This window comes from Kitasatospora sp. NPDC001159, assembly GCF_053598235.1.
Genome location: NZ_JBSFJV010000015.1, coordinates 59,606 through 76,777 on the forward strand (window position 1 = coordinate 59,606; position 17,172 = coordinate 76,777).

The following is a 17,172-nucleotide window of genomic DNA, read 5'->3' on the forward strand; positions in this document are numbered from 1 at the left end:
CCCGGCCGTTCCTAGAAGAAGACGTTCTTCGGGTTGAGCTGCTCCTCGGTGTGCGCAGCGGCCAGTCGGCCCTGGCGCACCGGCACGTCGTAGAGCCGGCCGGGGGCGAGGCGGCGCCAGAAGTGGCGCATGCCGGGGGCGATCACCTTGACCACGCTGAGGTCGAGGTCGGGGCGGCTCTGGTCGAGCACGATCACCTCGACGCCGGCCTTGGCGGCGCGCTCGACGCAGTCCCGGACGTGTCCGGCAAGGTCGTCACCGACGAGCGGGGCGAAGTCGGCGAGGGTGCTGGCGGCCTGGTCGCGGTCGGGCAGCAGCCAGGGCTCGTCGGCGATCGTCGCCGTCTTGCACCACTCCAGGGTCTCCAGGTCATCGGTGCGGTAGAGGGTGTTGCCGTTCTCGTCCCGGCGGTCGACGAAGGGGAGGAACTGGTTGACCTCGGTGAGGGCGCGGATCGCGGCGATCCGCGGGTCCGGGTGGGCGCCGAAGCCGACCATGATGTCCTCGACCTCGTGCTTGCGCCGGGAGACGGCGGCGAACACCGGCACGCCGAGGTCGGAGGTGAGGTCCAGGACCCACAGCTCGCGGTCCACCGAGGCGTAGAAGGCGCGCATGGTGTCCACGTACGGGTCGTTCAGCGAGTCGAGGTCGAACTCGGGCTGGGCGAGCCGGTTGTACCACCACAGGGCCACCGCGTCGCGCTCGACGACCTCGCAGAAGCCCTGCAGGATCGCCTCCTCCAGGGTGTTGCCGCTGGCGCAGCCGTTGGAGTCGCCGACGCAGTAGAAGTGCTGCTGGAGGTCCGGGTGGCCGTACCAGGCGTAGCCGGAGGGGACGAGCCGCTCCGCGTCGTGGGTGAGCGACCAGGCGCGCGACCAGTCCAGCTCGGCGTCGACCGGGAACGGGTCGGGCACCAGGTGCAGCCGGTGCTTGGGGTCGGCGTTCCACTCGGCGCGGCCGGCGAACTGGGCGTCGGAGAACTGCAGCAGGGTGTCCATGTGGACGGCCACGGCCGGGTCGAGGTCGCGGTAGGCGGCGCGCACCACCGGCTCCTCGCCGCGCCAGACCGCCGAGTAGCGCTCGATCGCCTCGCAGATCGCGCTGACCTTGGCCTGGATCTCGGAGCGGCCCTTGCCGCCGCTCTGGCCGCGCATGTTGCGGCGCAGCAGGTCCATGTTGTCGTTGACCATGGCGAAGTTGTGGCCGGCGGTGAAGCTGTAGGTGATGCCGTTGCCGGTGTCCTCGTGCGCGCCGAGGCGGGTGATCGCGCCCAGGTGCGGGCTGATGTGGTGCTTCAGCCGGTCGTAGGTGAACTGCGGGGCCTGGACGCGGTAGCCGCCGTCGGTGGTGTGCCGGGCGGGGCTGGGCTGCAGCACGACCTTGGGGCTGCGCTCGGTGAGCAGCGCCGGATCGCCGCAGCTCGGGCACTGGGGCTGGCGCACCAGGGTGTGCTCGGTGGTCTGCAGGGTGTTGAGGTCGAGGCTGACCATGGTGCCGGACAGCGCGGAGCAGCATTCGTCGGCCAGGATGCGGGCGGTCTCGGTGGCCAGCAGCTGGGCGGCCATCGCCGGGCCGGCCGGGATCGCGGCGCGGGTGGGGTGCAGCGGCACGGTCTCGCCGCGCTTGCCGGCCAGGTAGCGCTCGACCTGGCGGTTGCCGCTGATCCGCTGCGCGAGGCAGCTCCAGCAGCCGGTCTCGCCGGGGCGCAGCAGCGGGCCGAGCCAGGGGGCGGTGCCGGTGGGCTTGGCGAGCAGCCAGGGGCGGCCGTCGGCCAGCCGGGCGGTGTTCAGCCGCTCCAGGGCGGTGGCCAGGTAGTCGTCGGTCAGCGCGATCACCAGGGTGTCCGGGCCGGCGGCGACCGCCTCGTCCTCGGTCGCGGCGCGGGCCCGCAGGCCGGTGGCGGTCAGTGCCTCGACCAGCGGGGCGGCCTCGGCGGCGCCGAGGGCCAGCACCAGCAGCTCGGTGGCCCGGGCGGCCTCCAGGGCGACGGCCGGGTCGACGCCCTGGGCGTCCCAGTAGGCGAGTACGTGGTCGGGCAGGTCGGGCCGGCCCTCGGCGAGGTGTCCGGCCGCCTCGTAGCGGCGCAGCGCGGTCAGCGCCTGGCCGAGCGGGACCTCGGTGCCCAGTTCCTGGAGGATCTCGGCGACGGTGCGCCGTCCGTCCAGGTAGGGCAGGAGGCGCACCGCGGCGGCCCCCGGGACGAGGTAGTCCTGACCCTCTCCGAGCAGGAAGACCTTTTCGCCCACCGTCTCGGTGAGGAAATGGGCCTTGAGCCGCGGACGCTCCATAAGTCATCCCCCTGTGTTCACAAGTTCGTTGCAGATATTCGAACACGGCGTCAAAAGGGATGTACATACTGCATATTCGGTGGGGCGGCGGAGTTACGCATCGCGCAGAATTACGTATTCTGTGCCGCTGGTACGTAGTGCCGTACGTATTCGTCCCGAGCGTTGACAGGTGGGTCGGGAAGGCGATACTGGTGTGTCCGCGCGAGGGTGTCGACGGGGGGTTGCGGTGCCGACTGGAGTTTTGCTGCACCGGGAAACGGAGCTGGCCGAGCTGGCCCGCGCGGTGGCCGGCGCGGGGGCGGGTCGATCAGCGGTCGTGCTGGTCAGGGGCCCGCGAGGGATCGGGAAGAGTGCGCTGCTGCGCGCCGCGCTGGCCCGAATACCGGGCGAGGCGGTGGTCCTGCGGGCTCGATGTCACGACAACGAACGGGACTTTCCGTACGGCGTGGTGCGTCAGCTCTTCGACCCCTTCATGCGCATGACAAGTGGCCCGGCGGCGTCCGCGCAATTCCCCGGGGAATCACCCGGCGAATTTCTCGCCGAGGCCCTTCCGGAGAGTTCCGAAAGCGTCGGCAACGGCCGCGAGCGGGTCCTGAACAACCTTTTTCACGCGGCCCGTTCACTCACCTCCCGGACCCCGGTGGTGATGGCCGTGGACGATCTGCACCTGGCCGACGAGGAGTCCCGGCAGTGGTTCTCCTACCTCGCCCGCCGCCTCGACGGCCTGCCCGTCGCGCTGCTCGCCACCAGCGCCGACGAGGCCGACGACCCGCTGGCCGCCGAACTCGGCGCGCTCGGCCACGCCCGCACCCTCACCCCCGGCCCGCTCTGCGACAGCTGCGTGGCCGAACGGGTCGCCGAGGAGTTCGACGCCCCCGTCGACCCCGAGCTGGCCGCCGTCTGCCACAACCTCTCCCGCGGCAACCCGCTGGTGCTGGAGGAGCTGACCGCCCGCCTGGTCGCGGCCCGGATCTCGGCCGGCTCGCCCGACCTCGACACCGTGCGGCGGATCGGCGCCGCCACCCTCGCCGACACCACCCTCAGCTGGCTGCGGCGCAGCCACCCCAGGGCCGCCGAACTGCTCACCGGCCTCGCCGTGCTGGGCGCCGACGCCGACCTCGCCGCCGCCGCCCTGCTCACCGGCCAGGGCGAACTGCTCGCCGACGAGGCCCGCGAGGCGCTGCGCCGCACCGACCTGATCGAACCCGGCCCGCCCGAGACCTTCCGGCACGAGCTGGTCCGCACCGCCGTCCTCGCCCGCACCGACCCGCGCGTCCTGGTCGCCCTGCACGAGCGGGCCGCCGCCCTGCTGGTCCGGCTCGGCGCCCCCGCCGCCCGCACCGCCGAGCACCTGATGTCCTCCGGCACCACCGGACTGGACTGGGCCGTCCCGGTGCTGCGCACCGCCGCCAAGGAGGCCGCCGCCGACGGCCACTGGGACGACGCCGCCCGCTACCTGCAGCGCGCCCTCGCCGACGCCGCTGACCCCGAGCTGGTCCGCTCGCTCACCGGGCAGCTCGGCACCGTCGAACTCCACCGCGACGTGGCCGCCGCCGCCCGCTGCGCCGCCGGCCTCGCCGACGCCGCCGACCCGGTCGAACGGGCCCGGCTGCTGCGCCCGTTCGCCGGCCCGGTGCTCGCGCTCAGCGCGGCCGGCGCCGCCGCCGTCCCCTTCGCCGAGGCCGCCGGCGCGCTCGCGGCCACCCCCGACCCCCCCGCCGAACTGCTGCTGCCGCTCGCCGCCCAGACCCTGCTGACCGGCCGGCGCACCGCCCTGCGGCCCGCGCTCGCCGCGCTGCGCGCCCGGGCCGCCGAACCCGCCGCACCCGGCATGCTCGGCGCGCTGGCCGCCCTGGCCGCCGCCGGGGGCCTGCCCCGTACGGCGGTCCGGCTGGCGGCGCGCTGCGTGCGCAAGGTCTCGCCGGCCGAGGCCGGGTCGGACGTGCTCGGCGCCGCGATGGCCTACGCCTGGACCGGACGGCTGGACGAGGCGGCCGCCTGGGCCGGCCGCGCGGTCCGCTCCGCCCAGCGCTGGAACCATCGCGGCGAACTCGCCCTCGCCCTGCTGGCCCGTTCCGACATCGCCCACCGCCAGGGCCGGCTGGACGCCGCGCTGGCCGACGCCGAGCGGGCCGCCGAACTGGCCCGGCAGGTCCGGGCCGAGGAGCTCGCGGGCGCCGCGAAGGCCCTGGTCGTACGGGCCCGGCTGCGCCGGGGTCTGCCGGTGGACGCTGCCGAGCTCGCCGCGGTCGACCTGCCCGCCGAGGCCCACCCGCTGCTGCGCGCGGTCGTCCTGGAGGCCCGCGGCCTGGTCGCCGCGCACCGCGGCGACCACCAGGAGGCGCTGCGGCTCTTCCTGGAGTGCGGGCACCAGCTGGCCGCCCGCGGCGTCGCCAACCCGGCCTGCGTGCCCTGGCGCGCCCATGCGGCTCAGGCCTACCAATCGCTCGGCGAACACGCCGCCGCCCGGACCATCGCGGCCGACCCGCTGCCCGGCGGCGACGCCAGGCCGCGCCCGGCCGAGGAGCGCAGTGGCCCGGCCATCGGCACCCGCGACGCCGGGCCGGTCCGGCTGACCCCGAGCGAGCGCCGGGTCACCGAGCTGGTGCTGCAGGGCCTGAGCAACCTGGAGGTCGCCGAGCGGCTCTGCCTGAGCAAGCGCACGGTGGACACCCACCTGGGGCGGATCTACCGCAAGCTGGCGATCAAGGGGAGGCCAGAACTCGGCGCCGCCGTCAAGGCCCTGTGACCTCAGGCAAGTACGGGCAGGACGCCGAACTCGGCGCCCCACGGGTCGCGCAGCACCGGCGCCTCCTCCCGGCCGGGCCGCACCAGCCGGGCGCCCAGGTCCACCGCCCGGCGGACGGTGTCCGCCGGGTCGGCCGCGCCGAAGTGCGGCAGCCACAGCGGTCGGCCCTGGTCGCTCACGACCACCCGGGCGTGGGCGGCCCCGTCCAGCTCGAAGTCCCCGCCCGGGGCGAGCCGGTAGCCGAACAGCGCGCCGTAGAAGGACTCGGCGCGCGAGGCGTCCGGCACCCGCAGCTCGTGGCCGCAGATCGCGCCCGGCTCGTCGGCCAGCACCACGCCCTCGGCCCGGTTGCCCTCCCAGAAGCCGACCGTGACCTCCGAGGGGTCGACGGCGAGCAGGAGGCGCCCGTTGTCCCCGGCGGGCACCGGCGGCATCACCACCCGCCCGCCCAGCTCCCCGACCTGCGCGCAACTGCGGTCCGCGTCCTTGGTCGCCAGGTAGACGTTCCAGGAGGCCTGCGGCGGCAGTCCGGCCGGGGCGGCGCCGAAGCCGCCGATGATCTCCCCGTTCAGCGTCGCCAGCTGGTAGTCCGGCGACTCCGTGACGAACTCCCATCCCAGCAGCGCCGAGTAGAACTCCCGGCTGCCGCTCAGATCGGGAGTGATGCAGTCAGCCCAGCACGGTGCGCCGATGGCATAGCGGGTACGTCGAGGCACGACTCGTCCTTCTCCTTGGTCATTGCGTGATCGATCAGACCCGCCGCCTCCTCCGCCCCGCTCACGCCGGGCAGGTACAGGCAGTGGGTCGGTGCCCCGGAGAGCAGCCCGGCGGACCCGGCCGGCCAGGTCTGGGCAGTGAACTCCCATGGTGTCAGCCTGACTTCCTCGTCGGCGCTGCGACACAGCCGGACCAGCGCCGGCGGGGCCAGTCGGGCGCGCACCGGCACCGTCGGGCCGAGGCACTCCGGTCGCACCTGCAGCACCTCGCCGCCGACCGGCGAGGTGACGGTGCGCCACATCCCCTCCGGCAGCCCGGCGGCGCGCAGTCGGGCGGCGGCCGGGCCGCGCGCCTCCAGCGGCGCGAGGTACGGCAGTACGTGCCCGGTGCGACGGTCCAGCACCAGCAGCCGTCCGGAGGCGAACTCCCAGGAGCGCTGCGCCAGCGCGGCGCCCACATTGGCCTGCTCCGAGTACGGCCCGCCGATCAGTGCGACGGTGGTGCCGCCCTTCGCCAGCACCACCGCCTGGGCCAGGCAGAACCGGTCCTGCAGGGCCGCGAACGGCGGCACCGCCGGGGGCAGGTTCCCCCAGCCCCGAAAGGTCCGGCGGAGCAATGGCGTGCCGTCGCTGCGGCGCACCAGGAAATCACCGGGCACGCCCTTCCCCGGGGTGCGGGAGAATTCCACCCGTAGCTGGTCCGGGTGCCGGGAAATCCCGGTGAGGTGCGGCCCGAATTGGAACGAGATCTCGTCGCGGTCGGCCTGGACGAGGGCGATCTCGATGCCGAAGAAGTTCAGCACAATCGGCTCGATAACCGGCACTGTCACTCCTGACAGATTTGTTGCACATTCAATTTCTGAGGGGGTCCGGAGTTCGTCCCGGCCGCGGCCGCCCGGGTGGGGCGCGCGGAGCCGGGGAGCGCCCGTCAGGGGCCCGTCCGGGCGGGGCCGGGTGCGGACCGGGCGCGGACTGCGGCCGGGGACCTCCGCCACCGTCCGATCTGGCTGCCCGTCAGTCGGGGACGATGAGGAAGCGTCAGGTGTCCTTGCCGAGAACGGCTGTTACCCCCAGCGCCAGTCGGCCGGGGTGGCCGCACCGGTCAGCATCAGGAGCTGGGACTCGCGGATCTGGCGGGAGGGACCGTCGGTGATGTGGTGCGCCGTGCCGGGAATCGAGGCGGTGGTGCCGGCGGCGGGTGCGGAGCCGGTCGAGGCGTGCGCGGAACCGGCCAGGACGCCGCAGGAGACGGCCAGCGCGGCGGCGACGGTACAGGCGAACTTGCGGGAAGAAAGCAGCATGACATCCCCCAGGACATGTGTTTCGGACGCGGTGTCGGCCAATTCAACGACCTCGTCGGTCGACCGTCGGCGATGACGGCCCATGGTCATTGGCGGGCCCGGCGGGGGAGCTCGCGGCTCCCCGGCAACGGAAAGTCTGGACGACGCCGAGGGGCATCGGAAGGTGTTCGGGGCGGCAGGAAGATCGCCGTGGCACCTTGGTGCCATTGCCTTTCCATTACCCTGTTCGCGGCGGGCCGATCCGGAACCCGGAAACAGAGCGTCACCGCGGTTGTCCTGACCACTCCGTCCTGGCATGATCGGGCGCGGACTTGTCCGGCGAGGTGCGGGTGATCGGAACACGCTGCGGGGGGTGTTGCACCGATGATGCGGGGGATCGACGACTCCGCGCAGGCGGTCTACCGGTTGATGCTGACCGATCATCAGCTGGATGCCAAGGGCCTGGCCGAAAAGCTCGGCCTGGCCGAGGGGCAGGTCCGCGCGGCCCTCGACCAACTCGCTGACCTCCGCCTGCTCCGTCCCGCCGAGGACGCGCCCGGCGAGCCGCCCGGCGGCCTGCGGCCGGTCGACCCGAGGGTCGGGCTGCCGGCCCTGCTGCGGTACTACGAATCGGTCCAGCAGCGCGCCCAGCTGGAGTTCGAGCGGCGCCAGGCCGAGATCACCACCATGCTCGCCCAGTTCCGCGACGACTCGGCGAACGAGGACGCCAGACTTGAGCGGCTGATCGGCATGGCCACCGTGCAGGCGCGGATGGAGGAGTTGGTCGGCGCGGTCCGCGACGAACTGCTCACCTTCAGCCCCGGCGGCGCCCAGTCCGCCGCCTCCCTCCAGGCCAGCCGCCCCGACAACGAGGCGCTGCTCGCCCGCGGCGTGACCATGCGCACCGTCTACCTGGACTCGGTCCGCAAGGACCGCGCCACCGTCCAGCACGCCGAGTGGCTGACCGGACTGGGCTGCGAGGTGCGCACGGTGCCGGCGCTGCCACTGCGGATGCTGGTCATCGACCGTCAGGTGGCGCTGGTCCCGATCGACCCGGCCAACACCCTCAAGGGCGCCGTCCAGATCTCCTCCCCGGGCGTGCTCACCGCCCTGGTCTCACTCTTCGAGCAGACCTGGTCCGACGCGACCCCCTTCGGAGCCCCGCGCGAGCGCGACGAGCAGGGCCTCACCCGCCAGGAACAGGAACTGCTCCGCCTCCTCGGCCAGGGCTACACCGACGAGGCGGCCGGCAAGCACCTCGGCCTCTCCCTGCGCACCGCCCGTCGCATGATGGCCGACCTGATGGACCGCCTCGGCGCCCGCAGCCGCTTCGAGGCCGGCCTGCTGGCCGGGCGCCGCGGCTGGCTCTGAGCGGTCCGCCCCGCCCCTCAAACCGGGTGGACTGATGGCAATGTGACGCCGAAGCGCTTTGGCTGGCCGGTTTCGTGTGTTTCGCTGGCCGGACCTACCTGTCGAACACGGACCGACCGGTCCGGGAACCGGGGGACGCGCCATGGCGGAGAACGCCGAGCAGCAGGGGGGCGGCCGGGCCGCCGCCCGCAAGGCCGCGAGCGGAGGCGGCCGTTCCCCGCTGCTGATCGCGGGCCGGGTGGTCGCCTGCACGGTCGGCTTCGCGGTGTTCGCGGCGAGCGGCGTGGTCTGGTACGAGTACACGTCGCTGACCGACGGGATGACCACGTCCAACGCGATCGCGGAGACCAAGAAGGACGCTCCCAAGCACCTCGACAACTCGGTCAACCTGCTGCTGATCGGCCTCGACAGCCGCAAGGCCATGGACGGTTCGGACCTGCCCTCGGAGATCGTCGAGAACGAGCTGCACGCCGGCCACGACTCCAACATCGGCGGTTACAACACCAACTCGCTGATCCTGCTGCACATACCGGCGAACGGCGGCAAGGTGCAGTCGGTGTCGATCCCCCGCGACGACTGGGTGATGACCTACGACGGGAACGGTGGCCAGATGGGCATGGCCAAGATCAAGGAGGCCTACGGCAACGCCAAGGACCTGTTCGACAAGAGCCCGAAGGCCAAGGGGCTCAAGGGCGCCGACCTGGAGAAGGCCGGCCGGGACGCCGGTCGCGCGGCCACCATCCGCACTGTGCAGAAGTTCCTCGACCAGCCGGTGGACCACATCGCCGAGGTCAACCTGAAGGGCTTCTACGACATCGCCAAGGTGCTGCAGCCGATCGACGTCTGCCTCACCCACCCGGTGGACGACCCGATCAAGTCCAGGACGGCCACCCATGAGGGCGGCGGTACCGGGCTCAAGCTCCCGGCCGGGGTCAGCCACCTCGACGCCGCCGACGCGCTCTCCTTCGTCCGCCAGCGCCACAACCTGGACGACGGTCACGGGGACTCGGACGACTTCGCCCGCACCCACCGCCAGCAGGCCTTCATCTCCTCGGTGATGCACAAGCTCAAGCAGCAGGGCGTCATCGGCGACCTCGGGGCGATGCAGAAGCTGTTCGGAGTGGTGCAGCAGGACCTGGTGATCGACAACGAGTGGAACATCCTCGACTTCGCCCAGCAGGCTCCGGCCCTGACCGGCGGCAACGTCGAGTTCAACACCCTCACCTTCGACCGGGAGGACAAGAAGGGTGATCCGCCGCAGGACGTCAACATCGTCACCCCGTCGAAGATCCAGAAGGTGGTCAAGCAGGTGTTCGGCGGCGCCGACGCCGCCCCCGCTCCCGCCCCGAGCGACGCCCCGAGCGGCGATGCGACCACGACCGCCGCCCCGACCCAGACCCCGACTCCCACGCCCACCAAGGCGGTCTCCCCGGCCACCGTGGACGTGTTCAACGCCTCCTCCGCCGCCGGGGTCTCCTCCTCCAACGAGGCCAAGGTCCTGGTCGGCATGGGCTTCAAGGAGGGCAGGACCGGCCCCGCCGCCACCAGGCCGAAGAACACCACCGTCACCTACGGCAAGGGCGCCAAGGAGGCCGCCGACCAGATCGCCGCCCGCTACGGCGCGACCGCCGCCGAGTCCGCCTCCGACGGCGCCGGCCACGTCGTGGTCATCCTCGGTACCTCGTTCACCGGTGTCGCGTCCGACCGGCCTGCCGCCCCCAGCGCCGCTCCGACCGACCCGGCCGCCAACCTGCCGATGCAGGGTCCCAAGGTCGAGGCCCAGTCCGACGGCGGGATCCCCTGCGTCTTCTAGGCGGTACGAACACGTCCGAATCAGGTGTTTTTGGGCGTTCTGTAGCGGGATCGTCCAGTAACTGCCGGGGTCGTTGGTGCACCGGGGGTCGGAGATCGCTTGTGGTCTCAATATGATCGGAAGCCACGATGGTCGGTCTGTACTGACTTTCGTACGTGCAACCTGGGAGGGGCCTCGTCCGTCTCTTCTCTGTGCGGTGCGCCAGATCGTCCGGGGCGTCGCTTCCGTCGGTGAAAGGTACGCGCATGTCAGGTCGGAGGGGCGAGAGCCCGGCTCGGGGCGAGGACGTGCCCACGACGGAAGGTGCGACGGGCTCCGTGCCCGGGCCGCGCAGCGGCGGCCGGGCGGAGGCCCGCCGCGCCGCGCAGGGCAAGGGCGGCGGCGGAGCGGACGCCACGGCCGGCGGCCGGGCGGCGGCACGCAAGAACGCCAAGCCCAAGAAGAACGTGAAGAAGATCGTCGCCTGGTCGGCGGCGGGCGTCCTGGTGCTGATCGCGGGCGCCGGCGGCGCGATCTACTTCAAACTGAACGCCAACATCAAGTCCTTCGACGCGGACGCGATAGCCACCGACCGCCCGCCGGAGGCCAAGGCGGACGCGGACGGCAACAAGCCGGTCAATGTGCTGCTGATCGGCTCGGACAGCCGGGGCGGCAACAACTCCGACCTCGGCGGCGGCGAGGACGGCGGCGCCCGCTCGGACACCACGATCCTGCTGCACGTCTACGCCGACCACAAGCACGCCGTGGGCATCTCGATCCCGCGCAACACGATCGTCCCGATACCGTCCTGCAAGCTGCCCAACGGCAAGTGGACCAAGGGCGGCAACGACCTGTTCAACGCCGCCTTCTCGGTCGGCGGCAGCGACAACGGCAACCCGGCCTGCACCCAGAACACGGTGGAGAAGGTCACCGGCATCCGGGTCGACCACACCATGGTGGTCGACTTCAACGGCTTCGCCGCGATGACCAAGGCCGTCAACGGCGTGGACATCTGCCTGCCGAAGCCGATCTACGAGGGCGACATCAACCCCAACCTGCACAAGAAGGGCGAACTCGTCCTGCCGCAGGGCAAGCAGACCGTGGACGGCCAGAAGGCGCTCGACTACGTGCGCCTGCGGCACGGCATCGGCGACGGCTCCGACATCGGCCGGATGAAGCGCCAGCAGGCCTTCATGAGCTCGCTCGCCACCAAGATGAAGAAGGACGGGCTGAGCCCCACCAACCTGCTGCCGCTGGCCGACGCGGCGACGAAGTCGCTGACCGTCGACCCGGGGCTGGACTCCGCGGACAAGCTGCTCTCCTTCGGCCTGTCGCTGAAGAACATCGACATGCACGACCTCAAGTTCGTCACCGCACCATGGCGCTACCGGACCCAGGACGCCAACATCGACCTGGTCCAGCCGGACGCCAACAAGCTCTGGGAGACCCTCAAGGCCGACCAGACCATCGACGGCCAGAACGCCACCGGTCAGCAGCCGGACGCCCCCGGCAGCACGAGCGCCGCGCCGTCGCAGGCCGCGCCCAGCACCCCGCCCGCCCCGGCCGGGGACCCGGCCAACTCCTCGATCAAGGTGGCGGTCTACAACGGGACGACCGCCAACGGCCTGGCCGGGAAGGCGACCGAGCAGCTGAAGGCCGCCAAGTTCACCGCCACCACGGCCGGCCAGGCGGCGAGCACCAAGCAGAAGACCACCACCATTGAGTACAGCTCCAGCCAGAAGGCGAACGCCGAGAAGGTCGCCGCGCTGTTCCCGGGCGCCAGCCTGGAGCCGAGCAGTGCGCGCGGCATCTCGGTCATCGTCGGCCAGGACTTCGCGGCGGCCAACGGCATGGGGACCGGCACGCCCACCGCGGGCAGCGCCGCCCCGGGCACCCCGACGCCCCCGCAGCCGCTGCCCACCACCGTCACCAACGACGCCCGCTCGGCGGACGACGACATCTGCGCGAACACCACCTACGGCAGCGGCGGCTGACCGCCACCACCGGACAGCGCGGGGACGACCCCCGGGACCGGCGCCCTCCGGGGCGCGTGGGCCCGGGGGTCGTGCCATGGTGGGCCTGGGGCCCGTGTGCCCCGGGAGGGGACCACCACGGCACCGAAAGGCGGACCCCATGCCCGAGATCGCCATGCAGCTCGACATCGCCGCACCCCGGGACGTCGTCCTTGCCGCGCTCAACACCCACGACGGGCTGACCAGTTGGTGGACCACCTCCGTGGACCGCGAGGGCGACGTGCTGCTCTTCGACTTCCCCGGTGCCCCCGAGCCCTTCCGGCTGCGCCGCGAGCGGGCCGACCCGGACCGGGTGGTGTGGGCCAACGCCGGGGCCTTCCCGCCGCACTGGGCCGGCACCTGGATCAGCTGGGACCTCGCCGACCAGCCCGACGCGCCCGAGCGCACCCGGCTGCTGTTCCGGCACGGCGGCTGGCAGCCGGGCAGCGAGGAGGGCATCCCGATGGTGGCCGGCACCTGGGCCGAACTGCTGGTCCGGCTCAAGGACTATGCGCAGAGCGGCAAGGTGCAGCCGTACTTCGTCACCACCAAGCGGCACGACACCGAGTGAGCGCCCGGTGACCGGGTCGCGGCCGGTCGCCCGCCAGGGCGCCGTCCGGTGGCGGGAACGCGGCGACGGGCCGAAGGTGGGCGGTGTACCGCCGTCGTACGGCCGTCCGCGCGGACGGCCGTGCCGGTCGGGCCGGGCCGCCGCCCGCCCGACGACCACAGCCGGCCACCACCGCCTCCGGGAGGCCCAGCAATGCCCGTAGTGACCGATCCGTACAAGCCCGGCACCCCGTGCTGGATCGACCTGATGGCGAGCGACCAGCAGGCCGCGCTCGACTTCTACCGTGACCTGTTCGGCTGGCAGGGAGAGATCGGCCCGGCCGAGTTCGGCGGCTACGCCGTGTGCACGCTCAACGGCCGCCCGGTCGCCGGGATCATGGCGCAGTCCGCGCCCGAGGGGCAGCCGGTGCCGCCCGTCGCCTGGACCACGTACCTCGCCTCGGACGACGCGGACGAGGCCAACCGGGCCATCGCCGCGGCCGGCGGCACGATCCTCTACGAGCCGATGGACATCGGCACGATCGGCCGGATGCTGGTCGCCGCCGACCCGACCGGCGCCGTGTTCGGCGTCTGGCAGGCGATGGACTTCATCGGCGCCGGCGTGGTGAACGAGCCCGGCGCGCTGGTCTGGAACGAGCTCAACACCGCCGACACCGACGCGGCCGGCCGCTTCTACCGGTCGGCGCTCGGGCTGCGCCCGGCCACCATCCAGGGCATGGACGGCTACTTCTCGCTGAACGTCGGCGACCGCACGGTGGGCGGCATGCAGAAGATCCCCGGGTACCTGGCGCAGGGCACGCCCTCGCACTGGATGACCTACTTCTCGGTGGACGACACCGTCTCGGTGGTGGACGCCCTGGTCAAGGCCAGCGGTGCGGTGATCCAGCCGCCGTTCGACATGCAGTCCGGCCGGATGGCCGTGGTCCAGGACCCGCAGGGCGCGGTCTTCGCGGTGATCCAGTCGCCCGAGGCGCAGATGCCCGACTCCCCCTGATCCCGCTGCCTGCTGATCCCGCTGCCTGATTCTGCCGTGGCAACCGGAAGCCGCCCTTCCCGCGACGCGCCGCCGGGAATGGGCGGCTTCCCCCGCGTTCCCGGGTAAGACTGCACCCATGCTGGGGCTACCGGACGACATCCGCGCTTTCCTCTTCGACCTCGACGGGGTGCTCACCCAGACCGCCACGGTCCACGCCGCGGCCTGGAAGGACACCTTCGACGCCTTCCTGCACGCCGAAGCCGCCCGCACCGGCGGGCAGTTCGTCCCCTTCGACGCCGTCACCGACTACGACACCTACGTGGACGGCCGCCCGCGCCTCGACGGCACCCGGGCCTTCCTGCACAGCCGGGGCATCGATCTGCCCGAGGGCGCGGCGGACGACCCGCCGAACGCCCGGACCGTGCAAGGGATCAGCCGGGCCAAGAACGACGCCGTGCTGCGGCTGATCCGATCGCAGGGGGTCAAGCCCTACGACGGCTCGGTCGCCTACGTGCACCGGTTGCGCGCGCTCGGGCTGCCCAGCGCGGTGGTCTCCTCCAGCGCCAACTGCCGGGACGTGCTGCGCTCGGCGGGCATCCTGGAGCTGTTCGACGTGATCGTGGACGGCGTGGTCGCCAAACAGCAGGGCCTGCCCGGCAAGCCCGCCCCCGACACCTACCTGTACGCCGCCCGCGAGCTCGGCGTCGAGCCCGCGCACGCCGCCGTCTTCGAGGACGCGCTCGCCGGGGTCGCCTCCGGCCGGGCCGGCGGCTTCGGTGCGGTGGTCGGGGTCAACCGCACCGGGCAGGCCGCCGAACTGCGCCGCGACGGCGCCACCGTGGTCGTTGACGACCTTTCCGAACTGCTGGGGGAGCAGTCATGAGCGAGCGAAGCGAGAGAGCCGTCAAGAGGTGCGTGCGGGCGAATGCCCCTGCCGAGCGTGGCGAGGCGGGCGCATGAGTCCCGCGGACAACTTCACGATCGACCCCTGGCAGATCACCGAACGCGGCCTGGACCTGGCTGCGCTGGCCCGGGCCGAATCGGTCTTCGCGCTCTCCAACGGCCACATCGGCCTGCGCGCCAACCTGGACGAGGGCGAGCCGCACGGCCTGCCCGGCACCTACCTCAACGGCGTCTTCGAACTGCGCCCGCTCCCGTACGGCGAGGGCGGCTACGGCTACCCCGAGTCCAGCCAGAGCGTCATCAACGTCACCAACGGCAAGATCATCCGGTTGCTGGTGGACGACGAGCCGTTCGACCTGCGCTACGGCGAACTCCTCAGCCACAAGCGATGGTTGGACTTCCGCGAAGGCATGCTGCACCGCGAGGCCGAGTGGACCTCCCCGGCCGGGCGGACCATCCGGGTGCGCTCCTCCCGGCTCGTCTCGCTCACCCAGCGCGCCATCGCCGCCGTGGAGTACAGCGTCGAGGCGGTGGACGGGCCGGTGCGGATCGTGCTCCAGTCCGAGCTGGTCGCCAACGAGCAGCTGCCCGGCGGCCCCGAGGGCGACCCGCGCGCCGCCGCCGTCCTGGAGGCCCCGCTGCAGCCCGAGGCGCACCATGCCGGCGGCACCAAGGCCGTCCTGGTGCACCGCACCCGCTTCAGCGGCATCCGGGTCGCGGCCGGGATGGACCACGTCATCGAGGGCCCGGAGAAGCTCGACACCGTCGCCGAGGCCGAGGCCGACCAGTGCCGGATCAGCGTCACCACCGTGCTCGGGGCCGGACAGAAGCTACGGCTGGTCAAGTTCATGTCCTACGGCTGGTCCGGCACCCGCTCGCTGCCCGCCGTCCGGGACCAGGTGGAGGCCGCGCTGACCGCCGCCCGGTACACCGGCTGGGACGGCCTGGTCGCCGAACAGGCGGACTACCTCAAGGGGTTCTGGGAGACCAGCGACGTCGAGATCGAGGGCGACGTCGAACTCCAGCAGGCCGTCCGGTTCGCCGTCTTCCACGTCCTGCAGGCCGGCGCCCGCAGCGAGGAACGGGCCATCCCCGCCAAGGGGCTGACCGGACCCGGCTACGACGGGCACAGCTTCTGGGACACCGAGACCTTCGTCCTGCCGGTGCTCACCTACTGCCTGCCCAACGCCGTCAACCAGGCCCTGCGCTGGCGGCACACCACCCTCCCGCTCGCCCGCGAGCGGGCCGCCCAACTCGGCCTGGCCGGCGCGGTGTTCCCCTGGCGGACGATCCGCGGCGAGGAGTGCTCCGGCTACTGGCCGGCCGGCACCGCGGCCTTCCACATCGGCGCCGACATCGCCGCCGCCGTCGCGCGCTACGTCCGGGCCACCGGGGACGCGGAGTTCGAGCGCGAGTACGGCCTCGAACTCCTGGTGGAGACCGCCCGGATGTGGCGCTCGCTCGGCCACCACGACACCGCCGGGAAGTTCCGGATCGAGGGCGTGACCGGCCCCGACGAGTACAGCGCCGTCGCGGACAACAACGTCTTCACCAACCTGATGGCGCAGACGAACCTGCGCGCCGCCGCCGAGGCCGCCGTCCGCCACCCGCGCGAGGCCGCCGCCCTCGGCGTCGACACCGAGGAGACCGCCGCCTGGCGCGACGCCGCCGCCGCGATGTACATCCCGTACGACGCGGACCTCGGCGTCCACCCGCAGGCCGACGGCTTCACCCACCACCAGGTCTGGGACTTCGAGAACACCCCGCCGGAGAACTACCCGCTGCTGCTGCACTACCCGTACTTCGACCTGTACCGCAAGCAGGTGGTCAAGCAGGCCGACCTGGTGCTCGCCATGCAGGTCCGCGGCGACGCCTTCACCGACGAGCAGAAGGCCCGCAACTTCGCCTACTACGAGCAGCTGACCGTCCGCGACTCCTCGCTCTCCGCCTGCACCCAGGCGGTCATCGCCGCCGAGGTCGGCCAACTCGACCTCGCGTACGACTACACCGCCGAAGCCGCCCTGATGGACCTGCACGACCTCGGCGGCAACACCCGCGACGGCCTCCACATGGCCTCGCTCGCCGGGGCCTGCGTCGCCCTGGTGGCCGGCTTCGGCGGCCTGCGCGACCACACCGAGACGCTCTCCTTCCGGCCCCGGCTGCCCTCCGGGCTGATGAAGCTCAGCTTCTCGCTGCTGGTGCGCGGCCACCTGCTCGGCGTGCAGATCACCCACGAGGGGACGACGTACGCGCTGCGCCGGGGCGAGGTGATCCACCTGCGGCACGACGGCGAGACGGTGCAGGTCAAGGCCGGTTCCCCGGTCACCCTGCCCACCACCGCCCCGCCCGCCCAGGAACGCTGCGCCCAGCCCCCCGGCCGCGAACCCGCCCGCCGCCAAGCCCAGTCGGGCCTGGCCGCCGGCAAGCTGGGGCAACAGGAGCACCTGGCGGCCGAGTAGCTCACCTGTCCGGGCCCGCTCCGGATGCGGAGCGGGCCCGGACGCCGGAGGGTGCT

At 72.6% G+C, this 17,172-nt stretch carries 12 protein-coding genes; 8 read left to right on the forward strand and 4 right to left on the reverse strand.

From position 1 onward, the window contains the following. Nucleotides 1-11 precede the first annotated feature (11 nt). Nucleotides 12-2,288, reverse strand: coding sequence for a TOMM precursor leader peptide-binding protein (locus ACWC9T_RS10715; protein WP_449820692.1), 2,277 nt, complete (start codon nucleotides 2,286-2,288; stop codon nucleotides 12-14). Nucleotides 2,289-2,514: 226 nt separating this feature from the next. On the opposite strand from ACWC9T_RS10715, the gene ACWC9T_RS10720 reads away from it, so the two are divergent. Further along, complete coding sequence (locus ACWC9T_RS10720) at nucleotides 2,515-5,037, forward strand: AAA family ATPase (protein WP_449820693.1); 2,523 nt, start codon at nucleotides 2,515-2,517, stop codon at nucleotides 5,035-5,037. 2 nt (nucleotides 5,038-5,039) lie between these two features. Here the strand turns inward: ACWC9T_RS10720 and ACWC9T_RS10725 are convergent, their stop codons facing one another. The 3 genes from ACWC9T_RS10725 to ACWC9T_RS10735 form a co-directional block, all read right to left on the reverse strand. Beyond that, nucleotides 5,040-5,753: a VOC family protein gene (locus tag ACWC9T_RS10725; protein ID WP_449820694.1), complete on the reverse strand. Its 714-nt coding sequence runs from the start codon at nucleotides 5,751-5,753 to the stop codon at nucleotides 5,040-5,042. Beyond that, the gene (locus ACWC9T_RS10730; protein ID WP_449820695.1) at nucleotides 5,687-6,577 is read right to left on the reverse strand and encodes a hypothetical protein; all 891 of its coding nucleotides are present in this window, start codon (nucleotides 6,575-6,577) and stop codon (nucleotides 5,687-5,689) included. The genes ACWC9T_RS10725 and ACWC9T_RS10730 overlap by 67 nt, the downstream gene beginning before the upstream one ends. A 240-nt stretch (nucleotides 6,578-6,817) precedes the next feature. Further along, nucleotides 6,818-7,054: a hypothetical protein gene (locus ACWC9T_RS10735; protein WP_449820696.1), complete on the reverse strand. Its 237-nt coding sequence runs from the start codon at nucleotides 7,052-7,054 to the stop codon at nucleotides 6,818-6,820. A 363-nt stretch (nucleotides 7,055-7,417) separates the two neighbouring features. Here ACWC9T_RS10735 and ACWC9T_RS10740 point away from each other — a divergent pair, with 363 nt between their 5' ends. The 7 genes from ACWC9T_RS10740 (at nucleotide 7,418) to ACWC9T_RS10770 (ending at nucleotide 17,116) form a co-directional block, all read left to right on the forward strand. Continuing rightward, on the forward strand, nucleotides 7,418-8,404 hold the full coding sequence (locus ACWC9T_RS10740) for a helix-turn-helix transcriptional regulator (RefSeq protein WP_449820697.1): 987 nt from the start codon (nucleotides 7,418-7,420) through the stop codon (nucleotides 8,402-8,404). Between the two features lie 142 nt (nucleotides 8,405-8,546). After that, nucleotides 8,547-10,217 (forward strand): LCP family protein, encoded by a 1,671-nt coding sequence (locus ACWC9T_RS10745; protein WP_449820698.1) that lies wholly within the window; start codon nucleotides 8,547-8,549, stop codon nucleotides 10,215-10,217. A 317-nt stretch (nucleotides 10,218-10,534) separates the two neighbouring features. Beyond that, complete coding sequence (locus ACWC9T_RS10750; protein WP_449820699.1) at nucleotides 10,535-12,190, forward strand: LCP family glycopolymer transferase; 1,656 nt, start codon at nucleotides 10,535-10,537, stop codon at nucleotides 12,188-12,190. 139 nt (nucleotides 12,191-12,329) lie between these two features. Continuing rightward, on the forward strand, nucleotides 12,330-12,779 hold the full coding sequence (locus ACWC9T_RS10755) for an SRPBCC family protein (RefSeq protein WP_449820700.1): 450 nt from the start codon (nucleotides 12,330-12,332) through the stop codon (nucleotides 12,777-12,779). A gap of 192 nt (nucleotides 12,780-12,971) precedes the next feature. Further along, complete coding sequence (locus ACWC9T_RS10760; RefSeq protein ID WP_449820701.1) at nucleotides 12,972-13,772, forward strand: VOC family protein; 801 nt, start codon at nucleotides 12,972-12,974, stop codon at nucleotides 13,770-13,772. Between the two features lie 118 nt (nucleotides 13,773-13,890). Next, a complete protein-coding gene (locus ACWC9T_RS10765; protein WP_449820702.1) occupies nucleotides 13,891-14,637 on the forward strand; it encodes an HAD family hydrolase in 747 nt (248 codons plus the stop codon). A 73-nt stretch (nucleotides 14,638-14,710) separates the two neighbouring features. Continuing rightward, entirely contained in the window at nucleotides 14,711-17,116 is a 2,406-nt protein-coding gene (locus ACWC9T_RS10770; protein ID WP_449820703.1) for a glycoside hydrolase family 65 protein, read from the forward strand. Nucleotides 17,117-17,172 lie beyond the last annotated feature (56 nt).

Excerpts from the sequence above, each read along its gene's own strand:
- ACWC9T_RS10770 (WP_449820703.1), top strand. The coding sequence starts at position 14,711 with ATGAGTCCCGCGGACAACTTCACGATCGACCCCTGGCAGATCACCGAA.
- ACWC9T_RS10735 (WP_449820696.1), bottom strand. The coding sequence starts at position 7,054 with ATGCTGCTTTCTTCCCGCAAGTTCGCCTGTACCGTCGCCGCCGCGCTG.
- ACWC9T_RS10760 (WP_449820701.1), top strand. The coding sequence starts at position 12,972 with ATGCCCGTAGTGACCGATCCGTACAAGCCCGGCACCCCGTGCTGGATC.
- ACWC9T_RS10765 (WP_449820702.1), top strand. The coding sequence starts at position 13,891 with ATGCTGGGGCTACCGGACGACATCCGCGCTTTCCTCTTCGACCTCGAC.
- ACWC9T_RS10755 (WP_449820700.1), top strand. The coding sequence starts at position 12,330 with ATGCCCGAGATCGCCATGCAGCTCGACATCGCCGCACCCCGGGACGTC.
- ACWC9T_RS10715 (WP_449820692.1), bottom strand. The coding sequence starts at position 2,288 with ATGGAGCGTCCGCGGCTCAAGGCCCATTTCCTCACCGAGACGGTGGGC.
- ACWC9T_RS10740 (WP_449820697.1), top strand. The coding sequence starts at position 7,418 with ATGATGCGGGGGATCGACGACTCCGCGCAGGCGGTCTACCGGTTGATG.
- ACWC9T_RS10745 (WP_449820698.1), top strand. The coding sequence starts at position 8,547 with ATGGCGGAGAACGCCGAGCAGCAGGGGGGCGGCCGGGCCGCCGCCCGC.